Origin of the sequence: Ruegeria sp. HKCCD8929 (genome assembly GCF_013031405.1) — a bacterium.
Classification (GTDB): Bacteria; Pseudomonadota; Alphaproteobacteria; order Rhodobacterales; family Rhodobacteraceae; genus Ruegeria.
Map to the genome: position 1 here is coordinate 1 of NZ_WPZY01000033.1, position 25,190 is coordinate 25,190.

19 protein-coding genes and 1 tRNA gene are annotated in these 25,190 nt (G+C 61.6%); 12 read left to right on the forward strand and 8 right to left on the reverse strand.

What is annotated here, in order from left to right; translation table 11 throughout:
• Nucleotides 1-259 precede the first annotated feature (259 nt).
• The 5 genes from GOX53_RS24510 to miaA form a co-directional block, all read right to left on the reverse strand.
• The gene (locus tag GOX53_RS24510) at nt 260-2,347 is read right to left on the reverse strand and encodes an ABC transporter ATP-binding protein (protein ID WP_171181101.1); all 2,088 of its coding nucleotides are present in this window, start codon (nt 2,345-2,347) and stop codon (nt 260-262) included.
• A gap of 95 nt (nt 2,348-2,442) precedes the next feature.
• On the reverse strand, nt 2,443-3,906 hold the full coding sequence (locus GOX53_RS24515) for an ABC transporter permease (protein ID WP_171181102.1): 1,464 nt from the start codon (nt 3,904-3,906) through the stop codon (nt 2,443-2,445).
• Nucleotides 3,907-3,919: 13 nt separating this feature from the next.
• Entirely contained in the window at nt 3,920-4,966 is a 1,047-nt protein-coding gene (locus GOX53_RS24520; RefSeq protein ID WP_171181103.1) for an ABC transporter permease, read from the reverse strand.
• Between the two features lie 140 nt (nt 4,967-5,106).
• Nucleotides 5,107-6,777 (reverse strand): ABC transporter substrate-binding protein, encoded by a 1,671-nt coding sequence (locus tag GOX53_RS24525; protein ID WP_171181104.1) that lies wholly within the window; start codon nt 6,775-6,777, stop codon nt 5,107-5,109.
• 346 nt (nt 6,778-7,123) lie between these two features.
• Nucleotides 7,124-8,017 carry a tRNA (adenosine(37)-N6)-dimethylallyltransferase MiaA gene (miaA, locus tag GOX53_RS24530; RefSeq protein ID WP_171181105.1) on the reverse strand — a complete coding sequence of 298 codons (894 nt, stop codon included), beginning with the start codon at nt 8,015-8,017 and terminating at the stop codon, nt 7,124-7,126.
• Between the two features lie 99 nt (nt 8,018-8,116).
• On the opposite strand from miaA, the gene pyrH reads away from it, so the two are divergent.
• Together pyrH and GOX53_RS24540 are read left to right on the forward strand one after the other, a co-directional pair.
• Nucleotides 8,117-8,866: a UMP kinase gene (gene pyrH, locus GOX53_RS24535; RefSeq protein WP_171181106.1), complete on the forward strand. Its 750-nt coding sequence runs from the start codon at nt 8,117-8,119 to the stop codon at nt 8,864-8,866.
• Between the two features lie 360 nt (nt 8,867-9,226).
• Nucleotides 9,227-10,813, forward strand: coding sequence for a BCCT family transporter (locus GOX53_RS24540; protein ID WP_171181107.1), 1,587 nt, complete (start codon nt 9,227-9,229; stop codon nt 10,811-10,813).
• A 66-nt stretch (nt 10,814-10,879) separates the two neighbouring features.
• On the opposite strand, the gene GOX53_RS24545 is transcribed toward GOX53_RS24540, so the two are convergent.
• Nucleotides 10,880-11,263 (reverse strand): VOC family protein, encoded by a 384-nt coding sequence (locus GOX53_RS24545; protein WP_171181108.1) that lies wholly within the window; start codon nt 11,261-11,263, stop codon nt 10,880-10,882.
• A 127-nt stretch (nt 11,264-11,390) separates the two neighbouring features.
• Between GOX53_RS24545 and GOX53_RS24550 the strand changes: the two genes are divergently transcribed.
• The 10 genes from GOX53_RS24550 (at nt 11,391) to GOX53_RS24595 (ending at nt 22,055) form a co-directional block, all read left to right on the forward strand.
• Nucleotides 11,391-12,614, forward strand: coding sequence for an aminotransferase class V-fold PLP-dependent enzyme (locus GOX53_RS24550; protein ID WP_171181143.1), 1,224 nt, complete (start codon nt 11,391-11,393; stop codon nt 12,612-12,614).
• Between the two features lie 54 nt (nt 12,615-12,668).
• Nucleotides 12,669-14,087, forward strand: a complete 1,419-nt coding sequence (locus GOX53_RS24555) for a deoxyribodipyrimidine photo-lyase (protein ID WP_171181109.1) — start codon at nt 12,669-12,671, stop codon at nt 14,085-14,087.
• A gap of 74 nt (nt 14,088-14,161) precedes the next feature.
• Nucleotides 14,162-15,370 (forward strand): cyclopropane-fatty-acyl-phospholipid synthase family protein, encoded by a 1,209-nt coding sequence (locus GOX53_RS24560; protein WP_171181111.1) that lies wholly within the window; start codon nt 14,162-14,164, stop codon nt 15,368-15,370.
• 16 nt (nt 15,371-15,386) lie between these two features.
• A complete protein-coding gene (locus GOX53_RS24565; RefSeq protein WP_171181113.1) occupies nt 15,387-15,827 on the forward strand; it encodes a TrgA family protein in 441 nt (146 codons plus the stop codon).
• 29 nt (nt 15,828-15,856) lie between these two features.
• On the forward strand, nt 15,857-16,978 hold the full coding sequence (locus tag GOX53_RS24570; RefSeq protein ID WP_171181115.1) for an NUDIX domain-containing protein: 1,122 nt from the start codon (nt 15,857-15,859) through the stop codon (nt 16,976-16,978).
• An 83-nt stretch (nt 16,979-17,061) separates the two neighbouring features.
• A complete protein-coding gene (locus tag GOX53_RS24575) occupies nt 17,062-18,096 on the forward strand; it encodes a cysteine synthase A (RefSeq protein ID WP_171181117.1) in 1,035 nt (344 codons plus the stop codon).
• On the forward strand, nt 18,096-20,531 hold the full coding sequence (locus tag GOX53_RS24580; RefSeq protein ID WP_171181119.1) for a DUF3772 domain-containing protein: 2,436 nt from the start codon (nt 18,096-18,098) through the stop codon (nt 20,529-20,531). Before GOX53_RS24575 ends, GOX53_RS24580 begins: the two co-directional genes overlap by 1 nt.
• The gene (locus GOX53_RS24585; RefSeq protein WP_171181121.1) at nt 20,521-21,243 is read left to right on the forward strand and encodes an alanyl-tRNA editing protein; all 723 of its coding nucleotides are present in this window, start codon (nt 20,521-20,523) and stop codon (nt 21,241-21,243) included. The genes GOX53_RS24580 and GOX53_RS24585 overlap by 11 nt, the downstream gene beginning before the upstream one ends.
• A gap of 56 nt (nt 21,244-21,299) precedes the next feature.
• Nucleotides 21,300-21,389: transfer RNA gene (locus GOX53_RS24590), tRNA-Ser, on the forward strand.
• A gap of 177 nt (nt 21,390-21,566) precedes the next feature.
• Nucleotides 21,567-22,055: a LysM peptidoglycan-binding domain-containing protein gene (locus GOX53_RS24595; RefSeq protein ID WP_171181123.1), complete on the forward strand. Its 489-nt coding sequence runs from the start codon at nt 21,567-21,569 to the stop codon at nt 22,053-22,055.
• 57 nt (nt 22,056-22,112) lie between these two features.
• On the opposite strand, the gene GOX53_RS24600 is transcribed toward GOX53_RS24595, so the two are convergent.
• A complete protein-coding gene (locus GOX53_RS24600) occupies nt 22,113-23,273 on the reverse strand; it encodes an ABC transporter substrate-binding protein (protein WP_171181125.1) in 1,161 nt (386 codons plus the stop codon).
• 29 nt (nt 23,274-23,302) lie between these two features.
• Nucleotides 23,303-25,189: a long-chain fatty acid--CoA ligase gene (locus GOX53_RS24605; protein WP_171181127.1), complete on the reverse strand. Its 1,887-nt coding sequence runs from the start codon at nt 25,187-25,189 to the stop codon at nt 23,303-23,305.
• Between the last annotated feature and the right edge of the window lies 1 nt (nt 25,190).

Consider the following 25,190-nt stretch of genomic DNA (forward strand, 5'->3'; position numbering starts at 1 on the left):
GTCCGCCATCGCACTCGCAGCAACCGTCATCTACTGGTTATGAATCCTGACCCTAAAGAGGTATACGGTAATGCGCGGCATATGAATGTCCTTTCCGGAAGCTGTTTTTCCAATCGCCGGCAGGCGCGGCGGTGTGAAACCAGCCTCTAGGGCATTTCCCGCACACGTTGGGGTCATAGTTTCGTGATGAGAAAAACTGTGCCGTCAAAAGGAAAGAACCCGCCGTCGGGCGGGTTCCTTCGTGGTCTTGCGGCTGCATTTATTCCGCCGCGATCTTGATGACCGGCTCCATGCGGGCCAGCACTTCTTCGGCCAGATGGCACTTGACCTGATGCCCTTCGGCCAGCGTTCTGACCGGTGGCACCTCGCGCTCGCAACGCCCGTCCGCCACTTCGGACTTCCAGCGGCAGCGCGTCTGGAACGGGCAGCCCGACGGCGGGTTCATCGCGGAAGGAATATCGCCTTCGAGCACGATGTGTTCCTTTTCGACCGAGGTATCGGCGATGGGCACCGCCGACAGCAGCGCCTCGGTATAGGGATGGTAGGGCGGTGAGAACACCTGATCGGTCGAGCCGAGCTCGACCACATGGCCCAGATACATCACCATCACCCGGTCGCTGAGATAGCGCACGATGGAAAGGTCATGAGAGATGAACAAGAGCGTCGTCTTCTGCTCGCGCTGGATCTCCATCAGCAGATCGGTCACCGCGGCCTGCACCGAGACGTCGAGCGCCGAGACCGGCTCATCCGCCACCACGATCCGGGCGTCACCGGCAAAGGCGCGGGCGATGCCCACACGCTGCTTCTGCCCGCCCGAGAGCTGCCGCGGCATCCGCTCGGCAAAGGCGCGGGGTAGTTTCACCAGATCGAGCAGTTCCAGCATCCGCTGGCGCCGGTCGGCCTCGGAATTGCCGATACCAAAGATCTCCAGCGCCCGGATGATCTGCCGTCCCACGGTCATCGACGGGTTCAGCGTGTCGAACGGGTTCTGGAACACCATCTGCACTTCGCCCACGGTCTTGGCATCGCGTTCCTCGATGGGCACCTGTTCGATATTGCGGTTGTCCAGCAGGATCTGGCCCTCGGTCGCCGTCTCAAGCCCCATCAGCACCTTGGCGAAGGTGGACTTGCCGCAACCGGACTCGCCCACAATGGCCAGCGTCTCGGATTCGCGCGCCTCAAAGCTGAGCGTTTCGTTGGCCTTGACCACTTTCTTCTCGCCGCCGCCGAACAGCGCATTGGCCGCCACCTCATAATATTTCTTGAGGTTGTCCATCTTCAAGACGACATTGCCGACCTCGCCCTTCTCTTTCTGCTCGCCCACGGTGATCGGCGCGTTCCAGTCGATCTCCTTGAACTTGAGGCAGCGGGTGTGATGGCGGTCGTTGCCCGGCACAGCCTCCATCGTGATCTCCTGCGCGTCACAGCGGCCTTCTTCGAAATAGTCGCAGCGCGGGCCGAAATTGCACCCGTTGGGCCGCTCATGGGGCAGGGGGAAGTTGCCCGGAATCGCCACCAGCGGGCGCGAGTTCTTGTCGGCCCCCGGCAGCGGGATCGAGCGGAACAGCGCCTGCGTGTAAGGGTGCTGCATCTCGTCGAACACGTCGTGGATCGAGCCGCGCTCGACCGCCTCGCCGGAATACATCACGCAGAGCCGGTCGCAGGTCTCAAGCACCAGCCCCAGATTGTGGCTGATGAACAGCATCGAGGTGCCGTATTTCTTGCCCAGATCCTTGACCAGTTCCACCACGGCGGCCTCGACCGTCACGTCGAGCGCCGTCGTCGGTTCATCGAGGATCAGCAGCGCCGGTTTCGACATCAGCGCCATGGCGATCACGATCCGCTGCTGCTGACCGCCCGACAGCTGGTGCGGAAAGCTGTTCAGCATCCGCTCGGGGTCGGGCAGGCGCACATCGGTCACCACCTCGAGCGCGCGGGCATAAGCCTCCTCCTTGGAGACGCCCTCGTGGATCATCGGCACTTCCATCAGCTGCTTGCCGATCTTCATCGCCGGGTTCAGGCTGGCCATCGGTTCCTGATAGATCATCGCGATCTCGTTGCCGCGAATGTCGCGCAGCTCATCAGTGCTCATCTCGCTCAGGTCGCGGCCCTTGAACTTGATCGTGCCGCCGACGATGCGGCCGTTCTTGCCCAGATCCTGCATCACGCCCAGCGCCACGGTGGACTTGCCGCACCCAGATTCGCCCACGAGGCCCACGGCCTCGCCCGGCATCACCGAGACCGAGAAATCCATCACGGCCGGAATTTCCCGCAGGCGGGTGAAGAATGAAATCGACAGCTTGTCGATCTCGAGAATTGGCCCGTCATAATCCGCCAGTTTGCTCATTTATGGTTCTCCCAGACAAAGGCGGGCGGGGCCCATCTTCATCTTTTCGAAAATACTCCGGGGGTCCGGGGGCAGCGCCCCCGGCCTCGATCACATCAGTCCTTCAGACTTTCCTCGCGCAGACCGTCCGCCAGCAGGTTCAGACCCAGAACCAGTGACAACAGCGCCAGCGCGGGTGGCAGAGCCGGGTGCAGGTAGATCGACAAGAGCTTGCGCCCCTCGTTGATCGTCGAACCCCAGTCCGGGCTTTCCGGTGGCAGGCCCAGCCCGAAGAAACCCAAGGTCCCCAGAAGGATGGTGGTATAGCCGATGCGCAGGCAGAAATCGACGATCAGCGGCCCGCGTGCGTTGGGCAGGATTTCCCACAGCATGATGTACCACGGACCCTCGCCGCGTGTCTGAGCCGCAGCCACGTAGTCGCGGGTCTTGATGTCCAGCGCCAGGCCCCGGACGATGCGGAACACCGTGGGCGAGTTCACGAAGACCACCGAGACGAAGACCACAAGAATACCGCCGGGGATATCGAACAGATCGAGATAGGTCGGCAGACCCCAGATCCGGTAGCTGTCGGTATTGATGACATAACCACCGGTCGAAATCAGCGACAGATAGAACCAGATCGCAACTCCCAGAACCCCGATCAGCAGCGGCGTGCGGAAATTCGGGCGCGTGTAAAAGCGCGAATTCAGCAAGACGCCGATAAAGAGGATCGGGAACACGAACAGCACTGCGGCCATATAGTTCGGAACCCCCGTGGCAACGATCTCTGGCGTAACCAGCAGGTAGAACAGCAGGATGACCGGGAAGGCCAGGATCAGGTTAGCGAGGAAGGACAGGAACGTGTCCAGACGACCACCGTAATACCCTGCGGGCAGACCCAGCGTGATACCGACCATGAAGGCGAAAAGCGTCGCAAGCGGCGCGATCTGCACCACGATCCAGGCCCCTTTGACCATCCGGCTAAAGACGTCGCGGGCAAGGTTGTCGCCGCCCAGCAGATACCAAGCATACTCGCCCTCTTCCAGGTTCGGCAGCGGTGTCCCGGGCACCTTGTTCTTCATCCCCGAGACCTGCACCAGCGGGTCGTGGGTGACGATCAGGTCTAGCGCTCCGAATATCCCGGTAAAGACCCAGAAGGTGACAAGGCCAAAGCCGATCATGCCGATCGGGCTGTCATAGAGCTTGCCATACAGACCAAGCCGCCGTTTGAAGGCGATGGACATGGCAAACACGATGATCAGCGCGACCCAGACGGGCAGGAATTGCTGCGACATCGCCCCGATAATGCCTGCGCTGGTTCCCATCAGGATACCCAGCACCAGATAGGCCAGCGCCAGCCCGACGCAGGCCAGGAAGCTAAAGCGCAAGGCCTGTTGGGTCAGTCCGCGAATACCGCCGCTGGCCGCAACCGTGCCATCGGCATTCACGCTCACCTGTTCCTCGGGCAGTAGAATGCTGCCCACGATCCAGATCAGTATCGACAGCACCAGCGCCGCGATCGCGATCATCAGCAGGGGGTTCAGAAAGGCGATAGAGCCGGTCCAGCTAAGAGGTTCCATGATCTATCCTCCCTTACGAAATGCGGATGCGCGGGTTGAGGTAGACATAGCCGATATCCGAGATCAGCTGCGTCACCAGCACCACGAAGACCGACACCACCGAAATGGCCAGCAACAGCTGGATGTCGTTGTTGCCTGCGGCCTGAACCAGCGCCCAGCCGAAGCCCTTGTAGTTGAAGAGCGTCTCGACGATCACCACGCCGTTCAGCAGCCAAGGGAACTGCAGCATGATGACGGTGAAGGGCGCGATCAGCGCGTTGCGCAGCGCGTGTTTCATCACGACGTTGGGGAAACTGACGCCTTTCAGCCGTGCGGTGCGGATATACTGCGCCGTCATCACCTCGGTCATCGAGGCGCGGGTCATCCGAGCGATGTAGCCCATGCCGTACAGCGCGATGGTCAGCACCGGCAGGAAGAAGTTCTCAAAGGTCGGGTTGTCCATCGCCTGCGTCGCGGTGCCCTTGAACCATTTCAGGCCCACCGTGGACGAGGTGAAGACCGCGATGAAGATCACGCCCGACACGTATTCAGGCGTCGCGGTGGTGATGATCGAGAAGGTCGATAGCGACCGGTCCAAGGCCGAGCCTTCCTTCATGCCCGCCAGCACACCAACGATCAGCGCCATCGGGACCATCAGCACCAGAACCCAGAACATCAGGTATCCGGTATTGCCCAGACGTTTCCACACGATGCCTCCGACATCGTCCTTGAAAACGGTGGAATAACCCCATTCGCCCTGTAACAGGCCGCAGAATGTCGGCGTGTCCTCGGGGGTTGAGCCGGGCCGGACGCAGGTGCCGACGAACTGGCCGTCATCCAGCGTGTTGGTGAAACCGGGCACGATCCCCAGCCACTGGCCATATTGCTTGACGATGGGCTGTTCATAGCCCCGGTTGTCCAGCCAGGCGGCGACCTGTGCGTCGCTCATCCGCTGGTTGCCCTGGGTCTTGGCCAGTTTTTCGAGGTTCGGATAGAGGTTGGTCAGGAAGAAGACCACAAAGGTCAGACACAATGCCGTCAACAGCATCACGCCGACCCGCCGGAGGAGAAATAGTCCCATGATGGCCCCTGTTTTTCAGGTATCCCGCAGATCATTGGACCATTGTCTGGCCTCGAACATCCGGCGTGGCGCCGGGACGTCTGCGGCTGGAGAGGGGCGCCCGTTATAGGCGCCCCCGGTTTTTTACATCAGCGGTGGGGTCAGGCTGCCCAGCCCCACTTGTAGTGATGGTGCTCGAACGAGATGTGCATGTCGGTGCCGACCAGGCCTTCCTTCATGTGGCGATAGAGCGACCGCCAATAGGGCTGAACGGTCACGCCTTCCTCCTGGATCAGCGCCATGCCTTTTGCGGCAACTTCGCTGCGCTTTTCAGCATCGGCGATGGCAAGCGCCTCGTCGAGGATCGCGTCGAAGTCGGCATTGGCCCAGCCGAACTCGTTCCAGGCTTCACCCGACTTGTAGGCCAGCGCCCAGATCTGCACGCCCAGCGGACGGTGGTTCCAGTTGGTCGAGCTGTAGGGGTATTTCGCCCAGTCGTTCCAGAAGGTGTTGCCCGGCAGCACGGTCCGCTTGACCTTGATGCCTGCGTCGCGCAGCTGCGCGGCCACCGCATCGGTGGTGTTGCGGCGCCAGTCGTCGTCGATCGAGAGCAGCTCGTGCTCGTAGTCGGCCATGCCGGCCTCTTCCATCAGGGCCAAAGCGCCCGCCGGGTCATGCTTTTGCGGCGGCAGTTCGGCATATTCCGGATGGATCGGACCCACATGGTGGTTCTCGGCGGCCGCACCGCGCCCGCCGTAGCCCAGCTCAAGGCAGATCGCGTTGTCCACGGCCATCTGCAGGGCCTGACGCACGCGCTTGTCGGCATAGGGCTGCTTGCCGTCCACTTCGGCCAGCTGGTTCGGACGGATCACGATCGAACCCATGGTGACCACTTCGGACTTCACATAACCCAGGCCATCCAGCACGTCGATGAACTCGCCCACCGATTCGTGCAGCATGTCGACCTCGTCCGACTCGATGGCGGCCAGCCAGGCCGACGGATCGGTGCCGTAATCGATATATTCGATCCGGTCGAGTGCGGGACGCCCTAACGCGGCTTCACCCCACCAGCTGTGGTTCTCGTTGCGCACCAGTGTGCATTTCACGCCCACTTCCAGCTCTTCGATCAGATAGGGGCCGGTTCCGACATTGTTGGTCAGATCGTTCTCGTTGAACGAGCTGTGCACAATGGCCGCCGGATAATCCGACATGCCCGCGATCAGCGAGATATCCGATTTCGGCAGGTTCAGCTTTACGGTGTTGGCGTCGGCCACCTCGATGGCGCCGTCGATGGCCTGTCCGGTGCCTTCATCCACCAGCGTGGCGAACCGTCCCGCCATCGAGTTGGTTTCCGAGCTCTTGTCGCACCAGCGGGCGATGTTGCGGGCCACATCATCGGCGGTGAAGTCGTCGCCATTGTTCCACTTCACGCCCTGACGGACGTTCAGCGTGTATTGGGTGGCGTCTTCGTTGATTTCCCAGCCTTCCAGCAGCATGCCGCGGAAAGTACCGTCCGAGTTGTACTCGACCAGGTATTCCAGCGTGCCGCGGCTCTGATTGCCCATTTCCGACCAATCATAGGTACGCGGATCTTTCAGCGCACGGACAGCGGCCTGCACGCGCAGGGTGCCGCCTTCCTGCTTGGCCGCATCGCTTTGGGCCATGGCGGGTGTGGGCAGGCCGATCATCCCGTAGGCGGCCGCTGCCGTCACACCCAGGCCGGTGGCACGGGTCAGGAATTCGCGGCGGCTCAGCTTGCCGTCGCGGTATTCCTGGGCGTGCATCTCGGCTGCCCAGTGGACCGGATTTCCAGTCATGGTTTGATTTGTCATGTAAGTCTCCCTGTGACGTAGATTTTGTTGGAGGAGGTTTTCAGGATCGCTCACCGATCCGTCGAATCGGTTCGATCGTCGATGACCTGCATTTGGAACGTACGCATCCCCATAGTCGGTATTCGGCACCAGATCGCGGGCCACGTCAATGTTCGGTTTCGTCATCAATGAGACAAAAACGACATCTTGAGCGCTATTAAACGACTCGGGCCGGATGTGGCTTCCTGGAGCATCGTGGCAAAAATCCACGGAAAAGCAGCGTGATAGCGCGCAAAACTGCGGTCCACGGGTGTCTTGGTGGGCGGGAATCACTTTCCGCGCCCAAGCGACCCGGGAGAACGAAGTGTCAGAGTGGCATTTTAACCGGGTGCCAGCCCTGCATCCGGGCCCGGAACCAGGTGCGCTGGCGCTTGGCGAACTGCCGGGTGGCGATGTCCGCCCGCTCGCGCGCCTGATCGAGTGTCAGCGTGCCGTCCAGATGGGCCATCAGCTCGGGCACCCCGATGGCCTTGCACGAGGGCAGGGCGGGGTCGTAGCGGTCGCGCATGGCGGCAACCTCATCCAGCGCGCCCTGTTGAAGCATCTGATCGAAACGCCGAGTGATGCGCTCGAGCAGCCAGTCCTTGTTCACGTCGAACACCAGCGGCACCGCATCGCTCAGCGGCAGGGCCGGTGGCGGTGTTTCGGCCTGCCACTGGCTCAGAGGGCGCCCGGTGGCACGCTGCACCTCCCACGCGCGCTGCACGCGGGCGCGATTCTGTTGATCAAGCCCGCTGACAGTTGCCGCGTCGAGCCCGGCCAGCAGTGCTTCATGCGTCATGGCATCGGCCTCGGTCCGGATTTCGGGCGGGGTGGCAGGGATCTCGGCCATCCCCTCGGTCAGCGCCTTGAAATAGAGCCCGGTGCCGCCGGTGATGATCGGGCGCTGCGGCCCGGTCAGCAGCGGCAGCACCTCCCGCAGCCAGTGTCCGGCGGAATAGGGGGCGTCAAAAGGCACGTGACCGTAAAGCTGATGCGGCGCCTGCGCTTCTTCCTGCGCCGAGGGGCGGGCGGTGATTACCCGCCAGCAATCATAGACCTGACTGGCATCGGCATTGATGATCACACCGCCATGGCGCTCGGCAATGGCCAGTGCCAGCGCCGATTTGCCCGATGCCGTCGGCCCCGCGATCAGCACCGGCATATCCGCCGGAATCGGGGGCAGAGCCCCCAGCAATCGCGCCGCAGTGTCTGATGCCATCGGGCCGGTGCCTCATTCCTTGCCAAGCCGCATTGAACCTGCGGGGCTTTTGCTCCATTTTGCGCCGGAAAATAACCCTGTGCCAGCCCGGAGCGCAACATGACCTCATCCTCCCCCGTGGAAACCCTTGAAAAGCCCCAGACTACCTATAATCGCGTCATGCTGAAGATTTCCGGCGAAGCGCTGATGGGGGATCAGGGATTCGGTCTGCATCCGCCCACCGTCCAGCGTATCGCCGAAGAGGTGAAGTCGGTGCATGATCTGGGTGTCGAGATCTGCATGGTCATCGGCGGCGGCAACATCTTTCGCGGGCTCAGTGGGTCGGCGCAGGGGATGGAGCGGACGACGGCGGATTACATGGGGATGCTGGCGACGGTGATGAATGCGCTGGCGATGCAGTCAGCGCTGGAAGGGCTGGGGGTGTTCACTCGCGTGATCTCGGCCATTCCGATGGATCAGGTTTGTGAGCCCTATATCCGCCGCCGTGCCGTGCGCCACCTTGAGAAGAAACGGGTGTGCATCTTTGCCGCCGGGACCGGCAACCCCTATTTCACCACCGACACCGCCGCCACACTGCGCGCCAACGAGATGAGCTGCGAGGCGATCTTCAAGGGCACCAAGGTGGATGGGGTCTATGACAGGGACCCCGTGAAGTTCGAGGATGCCAAGCGCTATGATCAGGTGAGCTATGACGACGTGCTGGCCAAACGTCTGGGCGTCATGGACGCCTCGGCCATCGCGCTGGCGCGGGACAACAACCTGCCGATCATCGTGTTTTCGCTGGACGAACCCGGTGGGTTCCGTGGGATTCTGGCGGGTGAAGGGACCTACACCAAGGTTCAGAACTAAAGCCGTCCACCTGCTTCCCATGTGACAGGCCGGAGCCGCAATGCCCCGGTTTGCTGAGTGTGCGCCTGCGGTGCGCTCGTTTCTTTGTTTGAGTTGGCTCGCGCTCACCACGGCAGCAGCACGGGCGAAGGTGGCAAACGCAATGCTTGCCCGATAGGCAGTGCAAGGCGGATACAATTGGCCGCATAGGCATGCGACCCTTAAAGGATGAAAAGCGACGCATCTGATGCGCCTATGTGTCGCTTTTCCGTCATAGTCCGCCAAAACGTCGGTTTCGGGCCGCAGAGGGTCCATTTCATAACGCCGGATTTCCGTCACTTCCCTGATTAGAAGGCCACGAATAATGGAGAGGAAGAGACAATGTCCGACACAACGGAGACCGACTATGAAGTCGGTCAGGACAATGTGCAGATCTTGGGTCTGGACGTCCACAATCCGGTCTTTGCTGTCTCGGGCCTGACCATCGTTGCATTCGTGTTCTTCTCGCTCGTGTTCCGCGAGCAGGCGACCGAATTCTTCGGATGGTTGCGCCCTGCGCTGACCAGCAATTTCGACTGGGTGTTCATGATCGCCTGCAATGTCTTCGTGCTGTTCTCGCTGCTGCTGATCGTCACCCCCTATGGCTCGATCCGGCTGGGCGGCGCGGATGCAAGGCCCGACTACAGCTACGCCGGCTGGTTCTCGATGCTGTTTGCCGCGGGCATGGGTATCGGGTTGGTGTTCTGGGGCGTGGCCGAGCCGATCTCACACTATGGCGCATCGCTGGGTGGCGTGGCCGTGGGCGAAGACGGGCTGCGCACAGACTGGGCGCCGCTGGGTGCCGCCGCAGAGGATCCGCAAGCCGCGCGTGATCTGGCGATGGCGGCCACCATCTATCACTGGGGTCTGCACCCTTGGGCGATCTATGCCGTTGTCGCTCTGGCGCTGGCGTTTTTCAGCTTTAACCGGGGTCTGCCGCTGACCATGCGTTCGGTCTTTTACCCGATCTTCGGGCAGGCGACCTGGGGCATTCTGGGCCATGTCATCGACGTGCTGGCGGTGTTTGCCACCATCTTCGGCCTTGCGACCTCGCTGGGCCTGGGCGCAACACAGGCGCTGGCCGGTCTGAACTATCTGTTCGGTGTACCGGTGACCGACGGCATGAAAGTGCTGCTGATCGTGCTGATCACCATCTTTGCGCTGGTCTCGGTCGTGGCCGGTCTGGACAAGGGCGTCAAGCGTCTGTCCGAGGCCAACATGGTGCTGGCCGCCGCGCTGCTGATCCTGGTGCTGATCGTCGGCCCGACCGTCGCGATCATCTCGGGGTTCTTCACCAATCTGGTGGATTATACCGCGCAATTACCGGCGATGATGAACTGGATGGGCCGCGAGGACACCAATTTCGTGCAGGGCTGGACCACCTTCTACTGGGCCTGGTGGATCTCGTGGTCGCCGTTCGTGGGCATGTTCATCGCGCGCATTTCGCGCGGTCGCACCGTGCGGGAATTCATCATCTGCGTGCTGGTCATCCCGACCGTGGTCGGCGCCCTGTGGATGAGTGTCTTTGGCGGCGCCGCGCTGGATCAGGTGATGTCCGGTACCGGGCAGGCGCTGTCGGACGCAGCGCTTGAGCTGAAGATGTTCAAGATGTTCGAGGCCTTCCCGATGACCGGCATCCTGTCCTTTATCGGCATCATCCTGGTGGTGGTGTTTTTCGTCACCTCGTCGGATTCGGGATCGCTGGTGATCGACACCATCACCGCCGGCGGCAAGACCGATGCACCCACCGCGCAGCGCGTGTTCTGGTGCATTCTGGAAGGCGCGATTGCCATCGTGCTGCTGCTGGGCGGCGGATTGGGGGCGCTGCAGGCGGCGTCGATCGCGACTGGCTTCCCCTTTGCCATCGTGCTGATGCTGATGTGCGTGTCGATCTTCATCGGTCTGTCGCGCGAGCGGCGCGGGAAGTAATCCTGCCGCATAAAGACATAGAAAGGCCCCGGAGCGCATCCGGGGCCTTTTTCATGCGGCTTGTTCTTAGGCGGCTTCGGTTTCAAAGAACCCAACCGAGTTGCCGTCCAGATCGGTTGCGTAGAAAAACCGCCCCGGCGGGATCTGGATGATGGGCGAAACCACCTGACCCCCGGCATCGCTGACCCGCGTCATGGTGTCCTCAAGCGCGCCCTCGGACGCCAGGTGCAACGTCGGACCGCGCCCGTCGCCTGCCGGTTTGCCCGGATAAAGATGCAGGGCAATGCCGGTGGCCGCGTCGGCGGGTTTGAACATCACCACCGGGTTGGGGCCGGTTTCATCCACTTCCAGTTCGGCTCCGGTGGTGGTGGCGTAGAATTTCAGGGCTGCGTCCAGGTCCGAGACGGGAAGCTCTCCCCAGACCAGAAAATCCTTGGGTACGTAACTCATCTGTCACCTCCTTGGTTGAGATACCCCCGAGGGTGACATGCCCTGATGTCAGTTTCTGGCATCAGCTGCGGGCTTGACCCGCCGACCCAAGACCGGCATCCATTTCGAAATTGCACCGAGGGAGGCCATGGCGCTCGATATCGATTTCGTACGCGGGCAGTTCCCTGCGTTTTCCGAACCTTCGCTGAATGGACAGGCGTTCTTTGAAAACGCAGGCGGGTCCTATACCTGCAAGCCGGTGATCGACCGGCTGACCCGGTTTTATACTCAGCGCAAGGTGCAGCCCTATGGGCCTTATGAGGCCAGCCGCTTGGGTGGCGCGGAAATGGACGAGGCGCGCACGCGCATGGCGGCGCTTTTGGGGGTTGAGGCCGATGAACTGAGCTTTGGCCCCTCGACCACGCAGAACACCTATGTTCTGGCGCAGGCGGTCCGGCAGTGGATGCAGCCGGGTGAGGCGATCGTGGTGACCAATCAGGATCACGAGGCCAATTCCGGCCCCTGGCGCCGTCTGGCCGAGGACGGCATCGAGATACGGGAATGGAAGCTGGACCCCGAGAGCGGCCATCTGAACCCACAGGCGCTGGAGGATCTGCTGGACGAGCGTGTGCGGCTGGTCTGTTTTCCGCATTGCTCGAACGTGGTGGGTGAGATCAACCCGGTGACCGAGATCACCGCTATCGCCCATGCTGCGGGGGCCTTTGTCTGCGTCGATGGCGTATCCTACGCACCGCATGGCTTTCCCAATGTCGGCGAGTTGGGGCCGGATATCTACCTGTTCTCCTCATACAAGACCTATGGCCCGCATCAGGGCTGCATGGTGATCCGCCGCGCACTTGGAGAGTTGCTGCCGAACCAGGCGCATTTCTTCAACTCGGATGTACTCTACAAGCGGTTCACGCCCGCGGGACCGGATCACGCCCAGATCGCGGCCTGCGCGGGTATGGCGGATTACGTCGATCAGCTTTGCGATCATCACGGTGGCCCGGCTTCGGGCGCGGTCGCGCGGGGGGCCTTTGTGCATGATCTGATGCGCGCGCATGAGGTCGAGTTGCTGCAACCGCTGCTGGATGCGGTGAAGGACCGCAATGCCGTGCGTTTGATCGGACCTTCGGATGCGGCAAAGCGCGCGCCCACGGTTGCCCTGTCGTTGGAGGGGGCTGCCGAGCCGGTGGCCGCAGAACTGGCAAAGCATGGCATCATGGCAGGGGGCGGTGATTTCTACGCAGTACGCGCGCTGCAGGCCATGGGCGTCGATCCGGCGCGGGGTGTGCTGCGGTTGAGCTTTACCCATTACACGTCCGAGGCCGAAATCGACCAGTTGCTGGATGCATTGGACCGGGTTTTGTGATCCGGTCCCCTTCGCGCCGCGTAAGAGGAGAAAAAGAACGGGGCGCGGGTGAGCATGAGTGAAGCTCCCATGATTTTCTGGTTCCGGCGGGATCTACGCCTGTCGGATCATGTTGGCCTGTCCGAGGCGGCGCGCACGGGGCGGCCCATTTTTCCCGTCTTTATCCAAGACGAGCTGTCCGAGAGTTTGGGTGCCGCGCCGAAATGGCGGTTGGGGCAGGGGCTTGAGGCGTTTTCGGCCAGCCTCCACGCGCGGGGCAGCCGGCTAATCCTGCGCCGTGGCAATGCGCTTGAGGCTCTGCGTGCCCTGGTCGCCGAGACCGGAGCCAGCGCCGTCTGGTGGACCCGGGCCTATGATCCGCAGGCGATCCAGCGGGACGCAGAGATCAAGGCTGCGCTCAGGGAGGCAGGCGTGGACGCCCGATCCTTTGCCGGGCATCTTCTGTTTGAGCCATGGACCGTGTCCACAAAAACCGGCGGTTATTTCCGCGTCTATTCCCCGATGAGGCGCGCAGTGCGGGATCGTGAGGTGCCCGAGCCGCAGCCCGCCCCGACCCATCTGCGGGCTCCTTCCAGATGGCCCAAGTCAGACGCTCTTTCCGACTGGTCGTTGGGGGCCAAGATGCGGCGGGGCGCGGCCATCATTGCGGCCCATGCCTCGGCGGGGGAACAGGCGGCACAGGACCGGCTGGCGCATTTCGTGGCCGAGGGCATTCACAACTACAAAGAGCTGCGGGACCGCCCCGATCTGGATGCGACATCGAACCTGTCCGAATATCTGTCGCTGGGCGAGATCGGGCCGCGGCAGGTCTGGCACGCGGGGCTGCGCGCGCGGGAAGAGGGGCAGGGCGGCGCCGAGACATTCCTCAAGGAGCTGGTCTGGCGCGAGTTCGCCTATCACCTGATGTATCACACGCCACATTTGCTGACGGGAAACTGGAAGCCGGACTGGGACAGCTTTCCCTGGCGCACCGATCCGGAGCATCCGCATGTGCTGGCCTGGCAGCGGGGTGTCACTGGCATCCCCTTTGTCGATGCCGGGATGCGGCAGATGTATGTCACCGGCCGGATGCACAACCGTGTCCGCATGATCGTGGCGAGCTATCTGACCAAGCACCTTATGACCCATTGGAAGATCGGGATGAATTGGTTCGCCGATTGCCTGACCGACTGGGACCCGGCGGCCAATGCGATGGGCTGGCAGTGGGTGGCAGGCTCCGGCCCGGATGCCGCGCCCTATTTCCGCGTGTTCAACCCCGAGACGCAACAGGCCAAGTTCGACCCTGATGGGCGTTACATCGAACGCTGGATTGCCGAAGGACAGGCCAATCCGACAGGCACAGCGGCAAGCTATTTCCAGGCCATTCCGTCGAGCTGGAACCTGTCGCCAAACACGCCTTATCGTGACCCGATTGTGGGCTTGGCTGAGGGGCGCGAAATTGCCCTATCGGCTTATAAATGCCGGGATTTTTGAGGAGCCGGACACAAAACTTGCCTGAAACGGGTTCTAACCCTAGCTTGTAAATCACACCGCAATGGGGAGAGCGGATGATCCTGACGAAGACCGAAGGGCAGACGAACCTGCCGCGATATTTTGCGCAAGTTTTCAAGATGCTTGGCAGGATGGAGGCCGGGCGGCTGGACATCGGCCTGCCGGATGGCCGGGTGTTCAGGGCCGAAGGCAAGGCGCCGGGCCCAGTGGCCCGCGTAGACATACACGATCCTGACGTTTTTGCCCGATTGGTTCGAGAAGGTGAACTTGGATTTTCCGACGCCTATCTCGAAGAAGAATGGAGCACACCCGATCTGCGCGCCTTCATGGACCTCGTGCATTTGGGCAGTGAGACGGTTTACGACGACTTTCCGGGCCAGTTTCTGGCGCGCGCCTATGAGAGATTTCGGTTCTGGCTGCAGCGCAATCACAAGGCGCAGGCGAAAAAGAATATCTCGTATCACTACGATCTGGGCAACGAATTCTATGCGCTCTGGCTCGACGATACGATGACCTATTCCAGCGCGATTTTCGAAACCGGACAGGAAAGCCTGGAAAAGGCGCAGACCGCCAAATACGCCAGTCTCGTCGATGAGATGGGCGCGAAACCCGGGGACCACATTCTGGAAATCGGCTGTGGCTGGGGCGGGTTCGCCGAATACGCAGCTAAGGAACGCGGGTTGCGCGTTACCGGGCTGACGATCAGCCAAGAGCAGCTGAGGTTTGCGCAGCAACGTATTGAAAAGGCTGGACTTTCGAGTCGTGTCGATCTGCGGCTTCAGGATTACCGGGATGAACGCGGCAGCTATGATGGCGTTGCCTCGATCGAGATGTTTGAGGCGGTTGGGGAAAAATACTGGCCGGTCTATTTCGACACCGTTCGAGACCGGCTGAAGCCCGGGGCCCGGGCAACGTTGCAGATCATCACAGTTGCCGATCGGCGCTGGGAGATTTACCAGAACGGCGTCGATTTCATCCAGAAATACATCTTTCCCGGCGGCATGCTCCCAGCGCCTCGAATCCTGCGGCAGCAGATCGAGCGGGCCGGTCTGGACCTCATCCGCTCGAAGGAGTTCGGCAAGAGCTACGATCTGACCCTGCGCCGCTGGCACGAGACGTTCAACGCGAAATGGGATGAGATCGCGGGAATGGGATTTGATGCAAGATTCCGACGGATGTGGAATTTCTACCTTACTGCATGTGGCGCGGCCTTTGACACCGGCACCTGCGATGTGACACAGATCACAGTCGCAAAACCCAGCTAACGCCGGAACCAATTGAATGCCCACAGCTTCACGTCTCGTCGCCGCCCTGTGCCTAGCGCTGCTTGCCTTTATCGTGTCGGGACAGGTGATGCCAAGGATGCCGGAAGGCACGGATTTCGGATATTTTACCTGGGTCAACGTGGCCTTGGGGATCGTCTGCGGCTGGGTGGTGATCGGCAAACGCGCGGGCCGGGGCACCACCTGGGCCATCAACAATGGGCTCACCGGCATGGCGGCACTGGTGTTCTGGGCGCTGTTCGTGCAGGGCTGCTACGAAATGGTCCGGTTGGCGATGCGTCATCGCTATGACGGCCCGTTCGAAGCGTTGCTGGCAATCTTTCAGATCGGGGTTGAATACGGCGCGGTTCTGATATTTCCCAATACAATCTGGACATTGCTGATCGGTGGGGTCATAGCGGGGCTGCTGACCGAGTCCGCCTGGCATCGCTGGCGGTAAGGTGCCTTCGACAAAGGAAGTAGTGTCCTGTGTCCGATCTGTTTTTCTACGGCACGCTGCGTCATGCGCCGCTGCTTGAGGTGGTGTTGGGCCGCCCGGCCTCGGACATCGATCTGACCCGGGCAACGTTGGCCGATCACGCAGTTCACGAGGTCGGCGATCAGGTATTCCCGATGATCGTGCATGCACCCGGTGAACGGGCCGAGGGCGTTCTCGTGCGGGGCCTTGGGCTTGACGATATCGCACGGCTGGAATTCTACATGGGCGGGTTCGACTTTGATCTGGAGCCCCGCCTGCTGGAGCTTCCCGATGGCAGCAAAGCCGAGGCGCAGGTTTTTGTTCCGGAGCCGGATTTGTGGAAAGCGGGCGAGCAGTGGGTGTTTTCGGACTGGGCCGGATCCTGGGGTGAACTGACCCTGCATGCGGCAAGGGAAATCATGGGGCATTACGGCCGGATGACGGCGGCCGAGATCGCCCGCAGTTTTGGTGCCATCCGTGTGCGCGCGGCGGCGCGGGTTGCTGCCAGTCGCCGACCCAAGGATCCCGAGCGTGACGTGGAGCGCGATGTCATCGTGCAGGACCACAGATACGCCTATATCGGGTATTTCGGGCACGAAGAAATGACACTTCGCCACCGGCAGCATGACGGTTCGATGGGTCCGGTTCTGAACCGAAGCGCGCTGATGAACGGGCAGGCCTCGGTCGTACTGCCCTACGACCCGGTTCGCGACCGCGTCGTTCTGATCGAGCAGTTTCGCCCGCCGGTTTACATGATCGGCGATCCCGCCCCCTGGATGTGGGAAGCGGTTGCCGGCATGGTCGATCCGGGCGAGACCCCGCTTGAGGCCGCTTATCGCGAAGCGCGGGAAGAGGCGCATGTGTCCTTGCGCGGCGCCGAATATGTCGGCGGCGCCTATTCCTCGTCAGGGTCGTCATCCGAATTCCTGCATCTCTATGTCGGTCTCGCCGATCTGACCGAGACCACCGAAACGGGCGGGGTCGAGCATGAAGGCGAGGATATCCGCAGCCGCATCATATCCTTCGATACGCTGATGCAGATGGTGGATCGCCACGAAATCAAGAACATCCAGCTTTTGACCATTGCCAATTGGCTGGCCCGGCACCGCGATCGATTGCGTGCCGAGGCGTGACGGGCCGGGGCGTCATCTCAGCTTGAGGTCGGCTTGAGGCACCTGTACACCGGGGCAAGTAATTCGAACACGCGAGGGGCACCATGCGCATTGCACGAGATCTGGCGGACGCCGTTGGCAAAACACCTCTGATCCGGCTGCGCCGCATCAGCGAAGAAACCGGCTGCGAGATCCTCGGCAAGGCCGAGTTCATGAACCCAGGACAATCGGTCAAGGATCGCGCCGCGCTCTACATCATTCGCGATGCCATTGCGCGTGGCGATCTCAAGCCGGGCGGCACCATCGTGGAAGGGACGGCGGGAAACACCGGCATCGGATTGGCGCTGGTCGGGGCCTCGATGGGGTTCAAGACGGTAATCGTGATCCCCGAAACCCAGTCGGAAGAGAAAAAAGACATGCTGCGGCTGGCGGGCGCGCAACTGGTGCAGGTGCCTGCCGCGCCCTACCGCAACCCCAACAACTTTGTTCATTATTCGCGCCGTTTGGCCGAAGAACTGGCGCAAACCGAACCCAACGGCGCGATCTGGGCCAACCAGTTCGACAACGTGGCCAACCGGCAGGCGCATGTGGAAACCACCGGCCCGGAAATCTGGGAGCAGACCGGCGGCAAAGTGGACGGTTTCGTCAGCGCCGTTGGCTCGGGCGGAACGCTGGCGGGGGTGGCCGATGCGTTGCAGCCCAAGGGCGTCAAGATCGCGTTGGCCGACCCGATGGGCGCCGCGCTTTACAGCTATTACACCACCGGCGAGCTGGCGATGGAGGGCGGCTCGATCGCCGAGGGCATCGGACAGGTGCGCATCACCAAGAACCTCGAAGGGTTCACCCCCGACTTCTCGTATCAGGTCACTGACAATGAGGCGGTGCCATACATCTTCGACCTGCTGCGCGAGGAAGGGCTGGTCATGGGCGGCTCGACCGCGATCAACATGGCCGGTGCCGTGCGTCTGGCCAAGGATCTGGGCCCGGGCCACACCATCGTCACCGTTCTGTGTGACTACGGCACGCGATATCAGTCGAAACTGTTCAATCCCGACTTCCTGCGGGAAAAGGAACTTCCGGTGCCGGACTGGATGACCGAAGCGCCCCGCAGTATCCCGGGCGTGTTCGAGGACGTCTGATGCTGCGGCTGGGCCGTATTATATGCGCGTTGCTGACCGTCATCTTGCTGGGGCTGGGGGTCTCTGCCCTGGCCCAGACGGCCGAGGAACAGCGTGAGCATTATCAGCAATGGCTCAAGACCGCCACGCGCGCGGAAGAAGTGGTTGACGCCAATCGGGCCTCGAACGCGGCGCTGGAAAAGCTGCGATCCGAGATCGATGGGTATCGTGAGATCTTCAACAACGTCCGCAACGAGAACACCGACCGGATCAAGACCCTTGAGGGGCAACTGCAGGCCCTTGGCCCCAAGCCTGAGGATGGCACAGAGGAATCGCCGGATATCGCCGCGCTGCGCACCCATCTGAACGAGCAACTCGACAAGCTGCGTGTGCCAAGGATCATCGGTGAAGAGGCGTTCAGCCGCGCCAACGGGCTGATCAGCGAGATCGACCGCATCCTGCGGGACCGGCAGGCGAAAGAGTTGCTGCAACGCGGGCCGTCGCCCGTTGATCTGCGTCACTGGCCCGATGCGCTGACGGACATCCGGAACGCCGGGCGTTCACTGGTGAATGAGACGATCACCAATCTGCGGTCGGATGTGACGCGCGAGCGGATACACAACCGCGCCCCGGCCATTCTGGTGCTCGTTTTAATCGCGGCATTGCTGCTGGCGCGCGGCAAACGGTGGTCGGAACGGGCGGGCGCCTATATGCGGGCCATGGGCGGGCGCGGGACCGGGGTGTGGTCCTTTCTGGTGTCCCTGTCCCGTATCCTGTTTCCGTGGCTGGGTGTCTATGCGCTGACGGTGGCCGTGTCGCTGAGCGGTGTTCTGGGCGTGCGCGGAACTTTGGTTTTGGAGCAGGTGCCGTATTGGGCGGCGATCATCCTTTATTATAACTGGATCGGGCGCCAGATCTTCCTGATGGGCGCGTCAGGCCGGTTCCGGGGCCTGGCCCCGGGGCAGATCACTGAGCTGCGGATTCATATCGATCTGCTGGCGGTGATGCTGGTGCTGCAGGATCTGGTGAGGCTGTTCGAGCGGATCGAGAACATCTCGGACGCGACCCGGGCCGTGACCGGTTTTCCGGTTATCGTAGCCACTGCGCTGCTGCTGCTGCGCCTGCAACAGATTCGCACGCGCGACAACGGAGACGAGCCGGCGGACGGGGCGGAACCTGCGCGCGGCGGCGGGTTCAGCAAACTGATCGAGGTGTTCCGCCGCGGGTTGTTCCTGCTGGGCATCGCCTCGCCGGTTCTGGCCGCTTTTGGCTACACGAACGCTGCTGAAGGCATCGTGTTTCCGGCCGTCAAAACCCTGGCCCTGATCGCGACGCTGGTCATCCTGCAGCGCTTTCTGGCCAGCGTTTATGGTTTGCTCAGCGGGCAGGGCGAGGCGGGGAGGGATTCGCTCTTTTCGGTCATCGTCGGCTTTGCTCTGGCAATTCTGGCCCTGCCGATCCTGGCGCTTTATTGGGGTGCGCGCGCGACCGATTTGACCGAGCTCTGGTCGCAGGCGCTGCTTGGCTTCGACATCGGCGGGGTGACGATCTCACCCACCAATTTCCTGACATTCGTGGCGATTTTCGCCATCGGTTATGCCTTGACTCGGCTGTTGCAGGGGGGGCTGCGCAACTCGCTGCTGCCCAAGACCCGGATCGATCCCGGCGGGCAGAACGCCATTGTCGCAGGCACCGGTTATGTCGGCATCTTCCTTGCCGCGCTCGTGGCCATCATCGGCGCCGGGTTCGACCTGTCTTCGCTGGCTATCGTCGCTGGTGCGCTGTCGGTCGGGATCGGGTTTGGCCTGCAAACCATCGTGTCGAACTTCGTCTCGGGCATTATCCTGCTGGTCGAGCGCCCGATCTCGAAGGGCGATTGGATCGATGTGAACGGGCAGATGGGCTATGTCCGCGATATCTCGGTGCGCTCGACCCGGATCGAGACCTTTGACCGGACCGATGTCATCATCCCGAACTCGGACCTGATCAGCGGCACGGTGACCAACTACACCCGTGGCAACACGGTGGGCCGGGTGATCGTGCCCGTCGGCGTGGCCTATGGCACCGATACCCGCCGGATCGAGACCATTCTGGACGAGATCGCCAATGCCCATCCGATGGTGCTGGCAAACCCGGCACCCAGCGTGGTGTTTCAGGGCTTTGGCGCGGACTCGCTCGATTTCGAGATCCGCGCCATCCTGCGGGACGTGAACTGGGTGCTGTCGGTCAAATCCGACATGAACCACGAGATCAACCGGCGCTTTGTCGAAGAGGGGATCGAAATCCCATTCGCCCAGCGTGACGTCTGGCTGCGCAATCCCGAAACTCTCGACCCCAAGACGGCCAGGGCACCCGAGACCAAGCCCGATGCGCCCAAGCCCGCGGCGGCGCCCAGCACCAGTCCTGTCGAAATGACCGAGGCCGATATGGATATTGGGGGTGGCGATGACCACTGAGATGCTCTTTCGCGACGACGCCTATCTGCGCAGTGCACCCGGCACCGTCACGGGCCATACATCCGACGGCGGCGTGATCCTGAACCGCTCTCTGTTCTATCCGACCGGTGGCGGTCAGCCCGGCGATGGCGGGCGGCTGTTGTGGGACGGTGGTGAGATGACTGTGGCAACCGCCATCAAAGGTGAAGAGGGTGCTATCGTTCTGGTGCCAGCGGAGGGCGAAGCTGCGCCCGCAGTCGGCACCTGGACCACGCAGGAACTGGATTGGGACCGACGGTACAGGCACATGCGCGTACACACTGCACTGCATCTGCTCTCGGTGGTGATCCCGTTGGAGGTCACTGGCGGTTCCATCGGGACCGAAAAGGGCAGGCTCGACTTCAACATGCCCGAGGCGCCGCAGGACAAGGAGGCGTTGCAGACGCAGCTGCAGGAGCTGATCGACCGCGACCTGCCGGTGACCGAGGACTGGATCACCGATGAGGAGCTCGACGCAAATCCCGGGCTGGTCAAGACCATGTCGGTCTCACCCCCGCGCGGATCGGGCCGGGTGCGGCTGGTCAGGATCGGGGAAGGTGCAGCGCAGGTCGACCTGCAACCCTGCGGCGGCACTCATGTGGCTCGCACCGCCGAGATCGGGCGTATCCGTCTGGGAAAGGTTGAGAAAAAGGGCAGGCAGAACCGCCGTGTCTATCTGCATCTCGACGACTGATTGGGCATAATCGCCCCTTGCAAATCCTGTGGCGATCGTCCAAATATCCCCGGCACGGAGAGGTGGCCGAGTGGTCGAAGGCGCACGCCTGGAAAGTGTGTAGGCGGGAAACCGTCTCCAGGGTTCGAATCCCTGTCTCTCCGCCATAACCTTCTGAAATAAAACCGCTATTTCTGTCACTGGATGTATCATCCTGCGGCTCGTCTGCCTCCGCCGGCGGGACGATTGTGCTGCGCCATACCGATTACGGCAGTTTTGCTGTATAACGCCTGCACTTTCAGAAAGAAAAACGCACCTGAATTAACTCAGCAGGAGTGATTGATATGACCAACACACTTGATATCCAACAACCACAGCCATTCGATCTGGTGGACTCGAACATCCTGATTGCCGGGAACGCCACGGCGTTCGAGGGGACACTCAGCATTCGCGTATCGGAAGGGCATGACGAGTATTCGTCCTTTGCCACGGTGGGCTCGCTTGGGCTCCGGCAGTTTCAGGGCTCCATCGAGATCCCCGACACCAACACCTTCAAACTCAACCGCCTGTTTCTTACCCTTGCCGACGATACCGGCAACCCGAACGGCCCGTCGGTCGTGATCCCGGTCCTGTTCGGCCCGCTCATTTTGCCGGGCTACGGCGGATGGCGGCCTTATGTGGTGCAGCCGGGCGACACGCTGATCCAGATTGCGCAGGCGCAGTACGGCAATTCGAACTATCAACCGATTTTTGAGGCAAACCAGCACATTCTGAGCGACCCGAACCTGATCTTCCCCGGTCAGGTGCTGCGCATCCCGAGGGATGATATCTGAAACTGTCTACAGCGGATGAGAGAGGCGCCCGGGGTCAGCCCGGGCGCCCTCTGTATTTCATTCTTCGTAGATCTTCTTCCAGTTGCCACTCTCGACCACGTTCACATAAATCGAGTTCGCGCCCTGATGGTCATCAGGGCCATAATCGATGTGATTGCCGACCAGATCATCCATGTAATCCAGCGTCTCCATCGCGGCGATAAAGCTGTCGTGGGTCAGATCGGGGCCTGCGGCCTCGAGCGCCTTGACCATCATCTCGGCAGCCGCATAGCCCAGCATGGCAAAGCCCACCGCATCCTCGCCGGTGGCGGCCTTGTATTCCTCGATGAACGCTTTGGGTGCAGGTTCTTCAGCCCGGGCCCAGAGGTCCTGCCACGAGGCTGCGGCATAAAACCCTTCGGTCACTCCGCCAGGAACCCGCGCTACGACGGTCAGGAAGCTGGCCGAGGTGCCCATGAATTTCATGTCTGTCAGCCCCATCTTCTTGGCGGTGCCGACCACGGTGATGGCCTGCCGCACGCCCAGCGCCATGGTGACGATGTCACACCCCGCCTCCTTGAGCTTGGACAGAGAGCCCACGAAATCGGTCTCGTCCGGCTTGTGGGTGGTCTCGGCGGCGAAGGTGATGCCGGCCTCTTCGGCCCCGGCGCGCGAGCCTTCAAGGATCTCCTTGCCGAAATCGGTCGGCAGGTACATCGTGCAGACCTCTTGCGCGCCATGTTCACCGGCGAGATAGCCCACGCCCACGCGGCTCTGGTCGTAATAGCTGGAGAACGAGGTGAACTTGTTCTTCATCGGCTCCTGCAGCATCTGCCGTGCCGCCGACAGGGGGGCCACGTTCGGGATGCCCTTGGGATCGAGCAGCTTGAAACCCGCCAGATTCATCGGTGTGCCGAGGCTTTGCAGCATGGCAAACACCTTGTCGCGATTGAGCAGCTTGTTGTAGCCCTGCATCGCGCGCGGCATCTGGTACCCGTTGTCCTCGACCACGTAGCGGATCTTGCGTCCATGCACGCCGCCCGCCGCGTTGACCCGGTCGAACACCACATTCGCCCCCTTGACGGCAGGCACGCCCACCGCAGCAAAGATGCCGCTGAGGTCATTTACCGAGCCGATGACGATCTCATCGTCGGTGACACCTTGCGTTTCAGCACTAGCCCACGTTGCCGCCGCCGTCAGCGCCGTGGCCGCGGCCAACCGCTTGATCATAATCCTCATATTTCTCCTCCCTTCGGGTCATCCCTGACTTATGTGTACATGTCCTCGATCAGATTTGCGTGTTTCTTTTCCACCAGACCGCGTTTCAGCTTCATGGTGGCGGTCAGTTCGTCGTCCTCGGCGGTCAGCAGCACGTCGATCAGGCGGAAATCCTTGATCTGCTCGACCCGGGCAAATTCGGTGTTCACCGCCTTGACCTCATCCGCGATCAACGCACGGACCTCGGGCGCGGCGCAGAGCGAGGCGAAGTTCGAGAACGGCACCTTGTGGTCCTGAGCGTATTTCTCGACGTTCTCCTGATCAATCATTATCAATGCTGTCAGATACTTGCGCCGGTCGCCGATGATGACCGCGTCCGAGATGTAGTGGCTGAATTTCAGACGGCTTTCGATCTCGGCCGGGGTGATGTTCTTGCCGCCTGCGGTGATGATGATGTCTTTGAGGCGACCGGTGATGGTGACATAACCGTCGTCATCCATCCGCCCCACATCGCCGGTGCGCAGCCAGCCGTCGCCGGTGAAGGTCTCGGCGGTTTTTTCGTTGTTGCGCCAGTAGCCCTGAAAAACGTTGAGGCCTTTGACCTGAATTTCTCCGTCCTGTCCAATTCGTACATCTATTCCGGGCACGGCTTTCCCAATTGTACCAACCCGATTTTCATCAGGCGTGTTGATGGTCGCGATGCCAGCGGTTTCGGTCATGCCGTAGCCTTCGACCAAGGGCACACCGATGGCCCAATACCATTTCAGCAATTCGGGTGAGATCGGGGCCGCGCCGGTGCCGCCGCGCCGCAGCCGGTCCATGCCCAGCATCCGCCGAAGGTTGCGCAGAACCAGCCTGTCCCAGAACCAGAACTGCGCGTTCAAACCGCCGGGAACAGGTTTGTTTTCAACAAGATATGAGGCGCGCTTCATCCCGGTTTTCAGCGCCATACCAAACGCGATGCGTCCCAGAGGTGTCGCCTCTTGCGCCATGATCAGGACTTGGGAATAGATCTTCTCCCACACCCTTGGAACGGCGGTGAAGGTGGCGGGCGAGACCTCCTGCAGGTTGGCGAACACCGTCTCGGGGCTTTCGGCGAAGTTCACCGTGCTTTTCGAGGCCAGCGGGAAATAGATCGAAACGTCGCGTTCAAGGATGTGGCAGAGCGGAAGGAAACAGAGCTGTTCGTCGGTTTCATATGAGGAAAGGCGGTGCGCGCCGGCCTCGATACCGGCCATGATGTTCTCATTGCTCAGCATCGCGCCCTTGGGCATGCCGGTGGTGCCCGAGGTGTAGATCAGCAGCGCGGTATCGGCTGGATTGGCCTTGGCGATCTCGGTATCGAAGGCGCCGGGCTCGTCGCGCTCCGCCTGCCGCCCGATGTCGTACAGCTCCTCGATCATCAGGCAGCGGTGGTGGTCGAGATCGTGCAGGCCTTCGTCTTCGAGGATGATGACGTTCAGCAGGCTCGGCACCTCGCCCTCGATCTGCAGGTACTTGTCCAGCTGCTCCTCATCCTCGACAATCAGAAAGCGGCTGTCGCTGTCATTGATCAGGTAGGACAACTGGCTGGCCGAGTCTGTGGTGTAGACGCCCGAGGCGATGCCGCCCACGCATTGGATGCCCATGTCGAACCAGGCCCATTCCTTGCGGTCCTCGCTGAGGATCGACACCACTTCGCCCCGTTGCAGGCCCAGCTTGCGCAAAGCAAGACCGATCCACTTGGCGTGGTTCCAGTAGTCTGACCACGAGTAGGATTTCCAGATCCCAAAGTCCTTTTCCCGATGCGCGGTGCGATTGCCCAGATCGGCGCAGCGTTTCTGGAACAGGCCGGGGATGGTGGTGGTGCCATCGACCAGCACCGGGCGCTGACCCGGCGTGGCGTTGAAGGTGACGCCGTTGATCACGGTCTGGGCGGGCAGGGTGCTTGCATCCATC

What these genes read in the sequence shown, in the direction of transcription:
- GOX53_RS24510 (WP_171181101.1), bottom strand. Translation starts at nt 2,347, where the DNA reads ATGAGCAAACTGGCGGATTATGACGGGCCAATTCTCGAGATCGACAAG.
- GOX53_RS24525 (WP_171181104.1), bottom strand. Translation starts at nt 6,777, where the DNA reads ATGACAAATCAAACCATGACTGGAAATCCGGTCCACTGGGCAGCCGAG.
- GOX53_RS24555 (WP_171181109.1), top strand. Translation starts at nt 12,669, where the DNA reads ATGAGTGAAGCTCCCATGATTTTCTGGTTCCGGCGGGATCTACGCCTG.
- GOX53_RS24520 (WP_171181103.1), bottom strand. Translation starts at nt 4,966, where the DNA reads ATGGGACTATTTCTCCTCCGGCGGGTCGGCGTGATGCTGTTGACGGCA.
- GOX53_RS24540 (WP_171181107.1), top strand. Translation starts at nt 9,227, where the DNA reads ATGTCCGACACAACGGAGACCGACTATGAAGTCGGTCAGGACAATGTG.
- GOX53_RS24595 (WP_171181123.1), top strand. Translation starts at nt 21,567, where the DNA reads ATGACCAACACACTTGATATCCAACAACCACAGCCATTCGATCTGGTG.
- GOX53_RS24545 (WP_171181108.1), bottom strand. Translation starts at nt 11,263, where the DNA reads ATGAGTTACGTACCCAAGGATTTTCTGGTCTGGGGAGAGCTTCCCGTC.
- miaA (WP_171181105.1), bottom strand. Translation starts at nt 8,017, where the DNA reads ATGGCATCAGACACTGCGGCGCGATTGCTGGGGGCTCTGCCCCCGATT.
- GOX53_RS24515 (WP_171181102.1), bottom strand. Translation starts at nt 3,906, where the DNA reads ATGGAACCTCTTAGCTGGACCGGCTCTATCGCCTTTCTGAACCCCCTG.
- GOX53_RS24580 (WP_171181119.1), top strand. Translation starts at nt 18,096, where the DNA reads ATGCTGCGGCTGGGCCGTATTATATGCGCGTTGCTGACCGTCATCTTG.
- GOX53_RS24600 (WP_171181125.1), bottom strand. Translation starts at nt 23,273, where the DNA reads ATGAGGATTATGATCAAGCGGTTGGCCGCGGCCACGGCGCTGACGGCG.
- GOX53_RS24550 (WP_171181143.1), top strand. Translation starts at nt 11,391, where the DNA reads ATGGCGCTCGATATCGATTTCGTACGCGGGCAGTTCCCTGCGTTTTCC.
- GOX53_RS24560 (WP_171181111.1), top strand. Translation starts at nt 14,162, where the DNA reads ATGATCCTGACGAAGACCGAAGGGCAGACGAACCTGCCGCGATATTTT.
- GOX53_RS24575 (WP_171181117.1), top strand. Translation starts at nt 17,062, where the DNA reads ATGCGCATTGCACGAGATCTGGCGGACGCCGTTGGCAAAACACCTCTG.
- GOX53_RS24585 (WP_171181121.1), top strand. Translation starts at nt 20,521, where the DNA reads ATGACCACTGAGATGCTCTTTCGCGACGACGCCTATCTGCGCAGTGCA.
- GOX53_RS24605 (WP_171181127.1), bottom strand. Translation starts at nt 25,189, where the DNA reads ATGGATGCAAGCACCCTGCCCGCCCAGACCGTGATCAACGGCGTCACC.
- GOX53_RS24565 (WP_171181113.1), top strand. Translation starts at nt 15,387, where the DNA reads ATGCCCACAGCTTCACGTCTCGTCGCCGCCCTGTGCCTAGCGCTGCTT.
- pyrH (WP_171181106.1), top strand. Translation starts at nt 8,117, where the DNA reads ATGACCTCATCCTCCCCCGTGGAAACCCTTGAAAAGCCCCAGACTACC.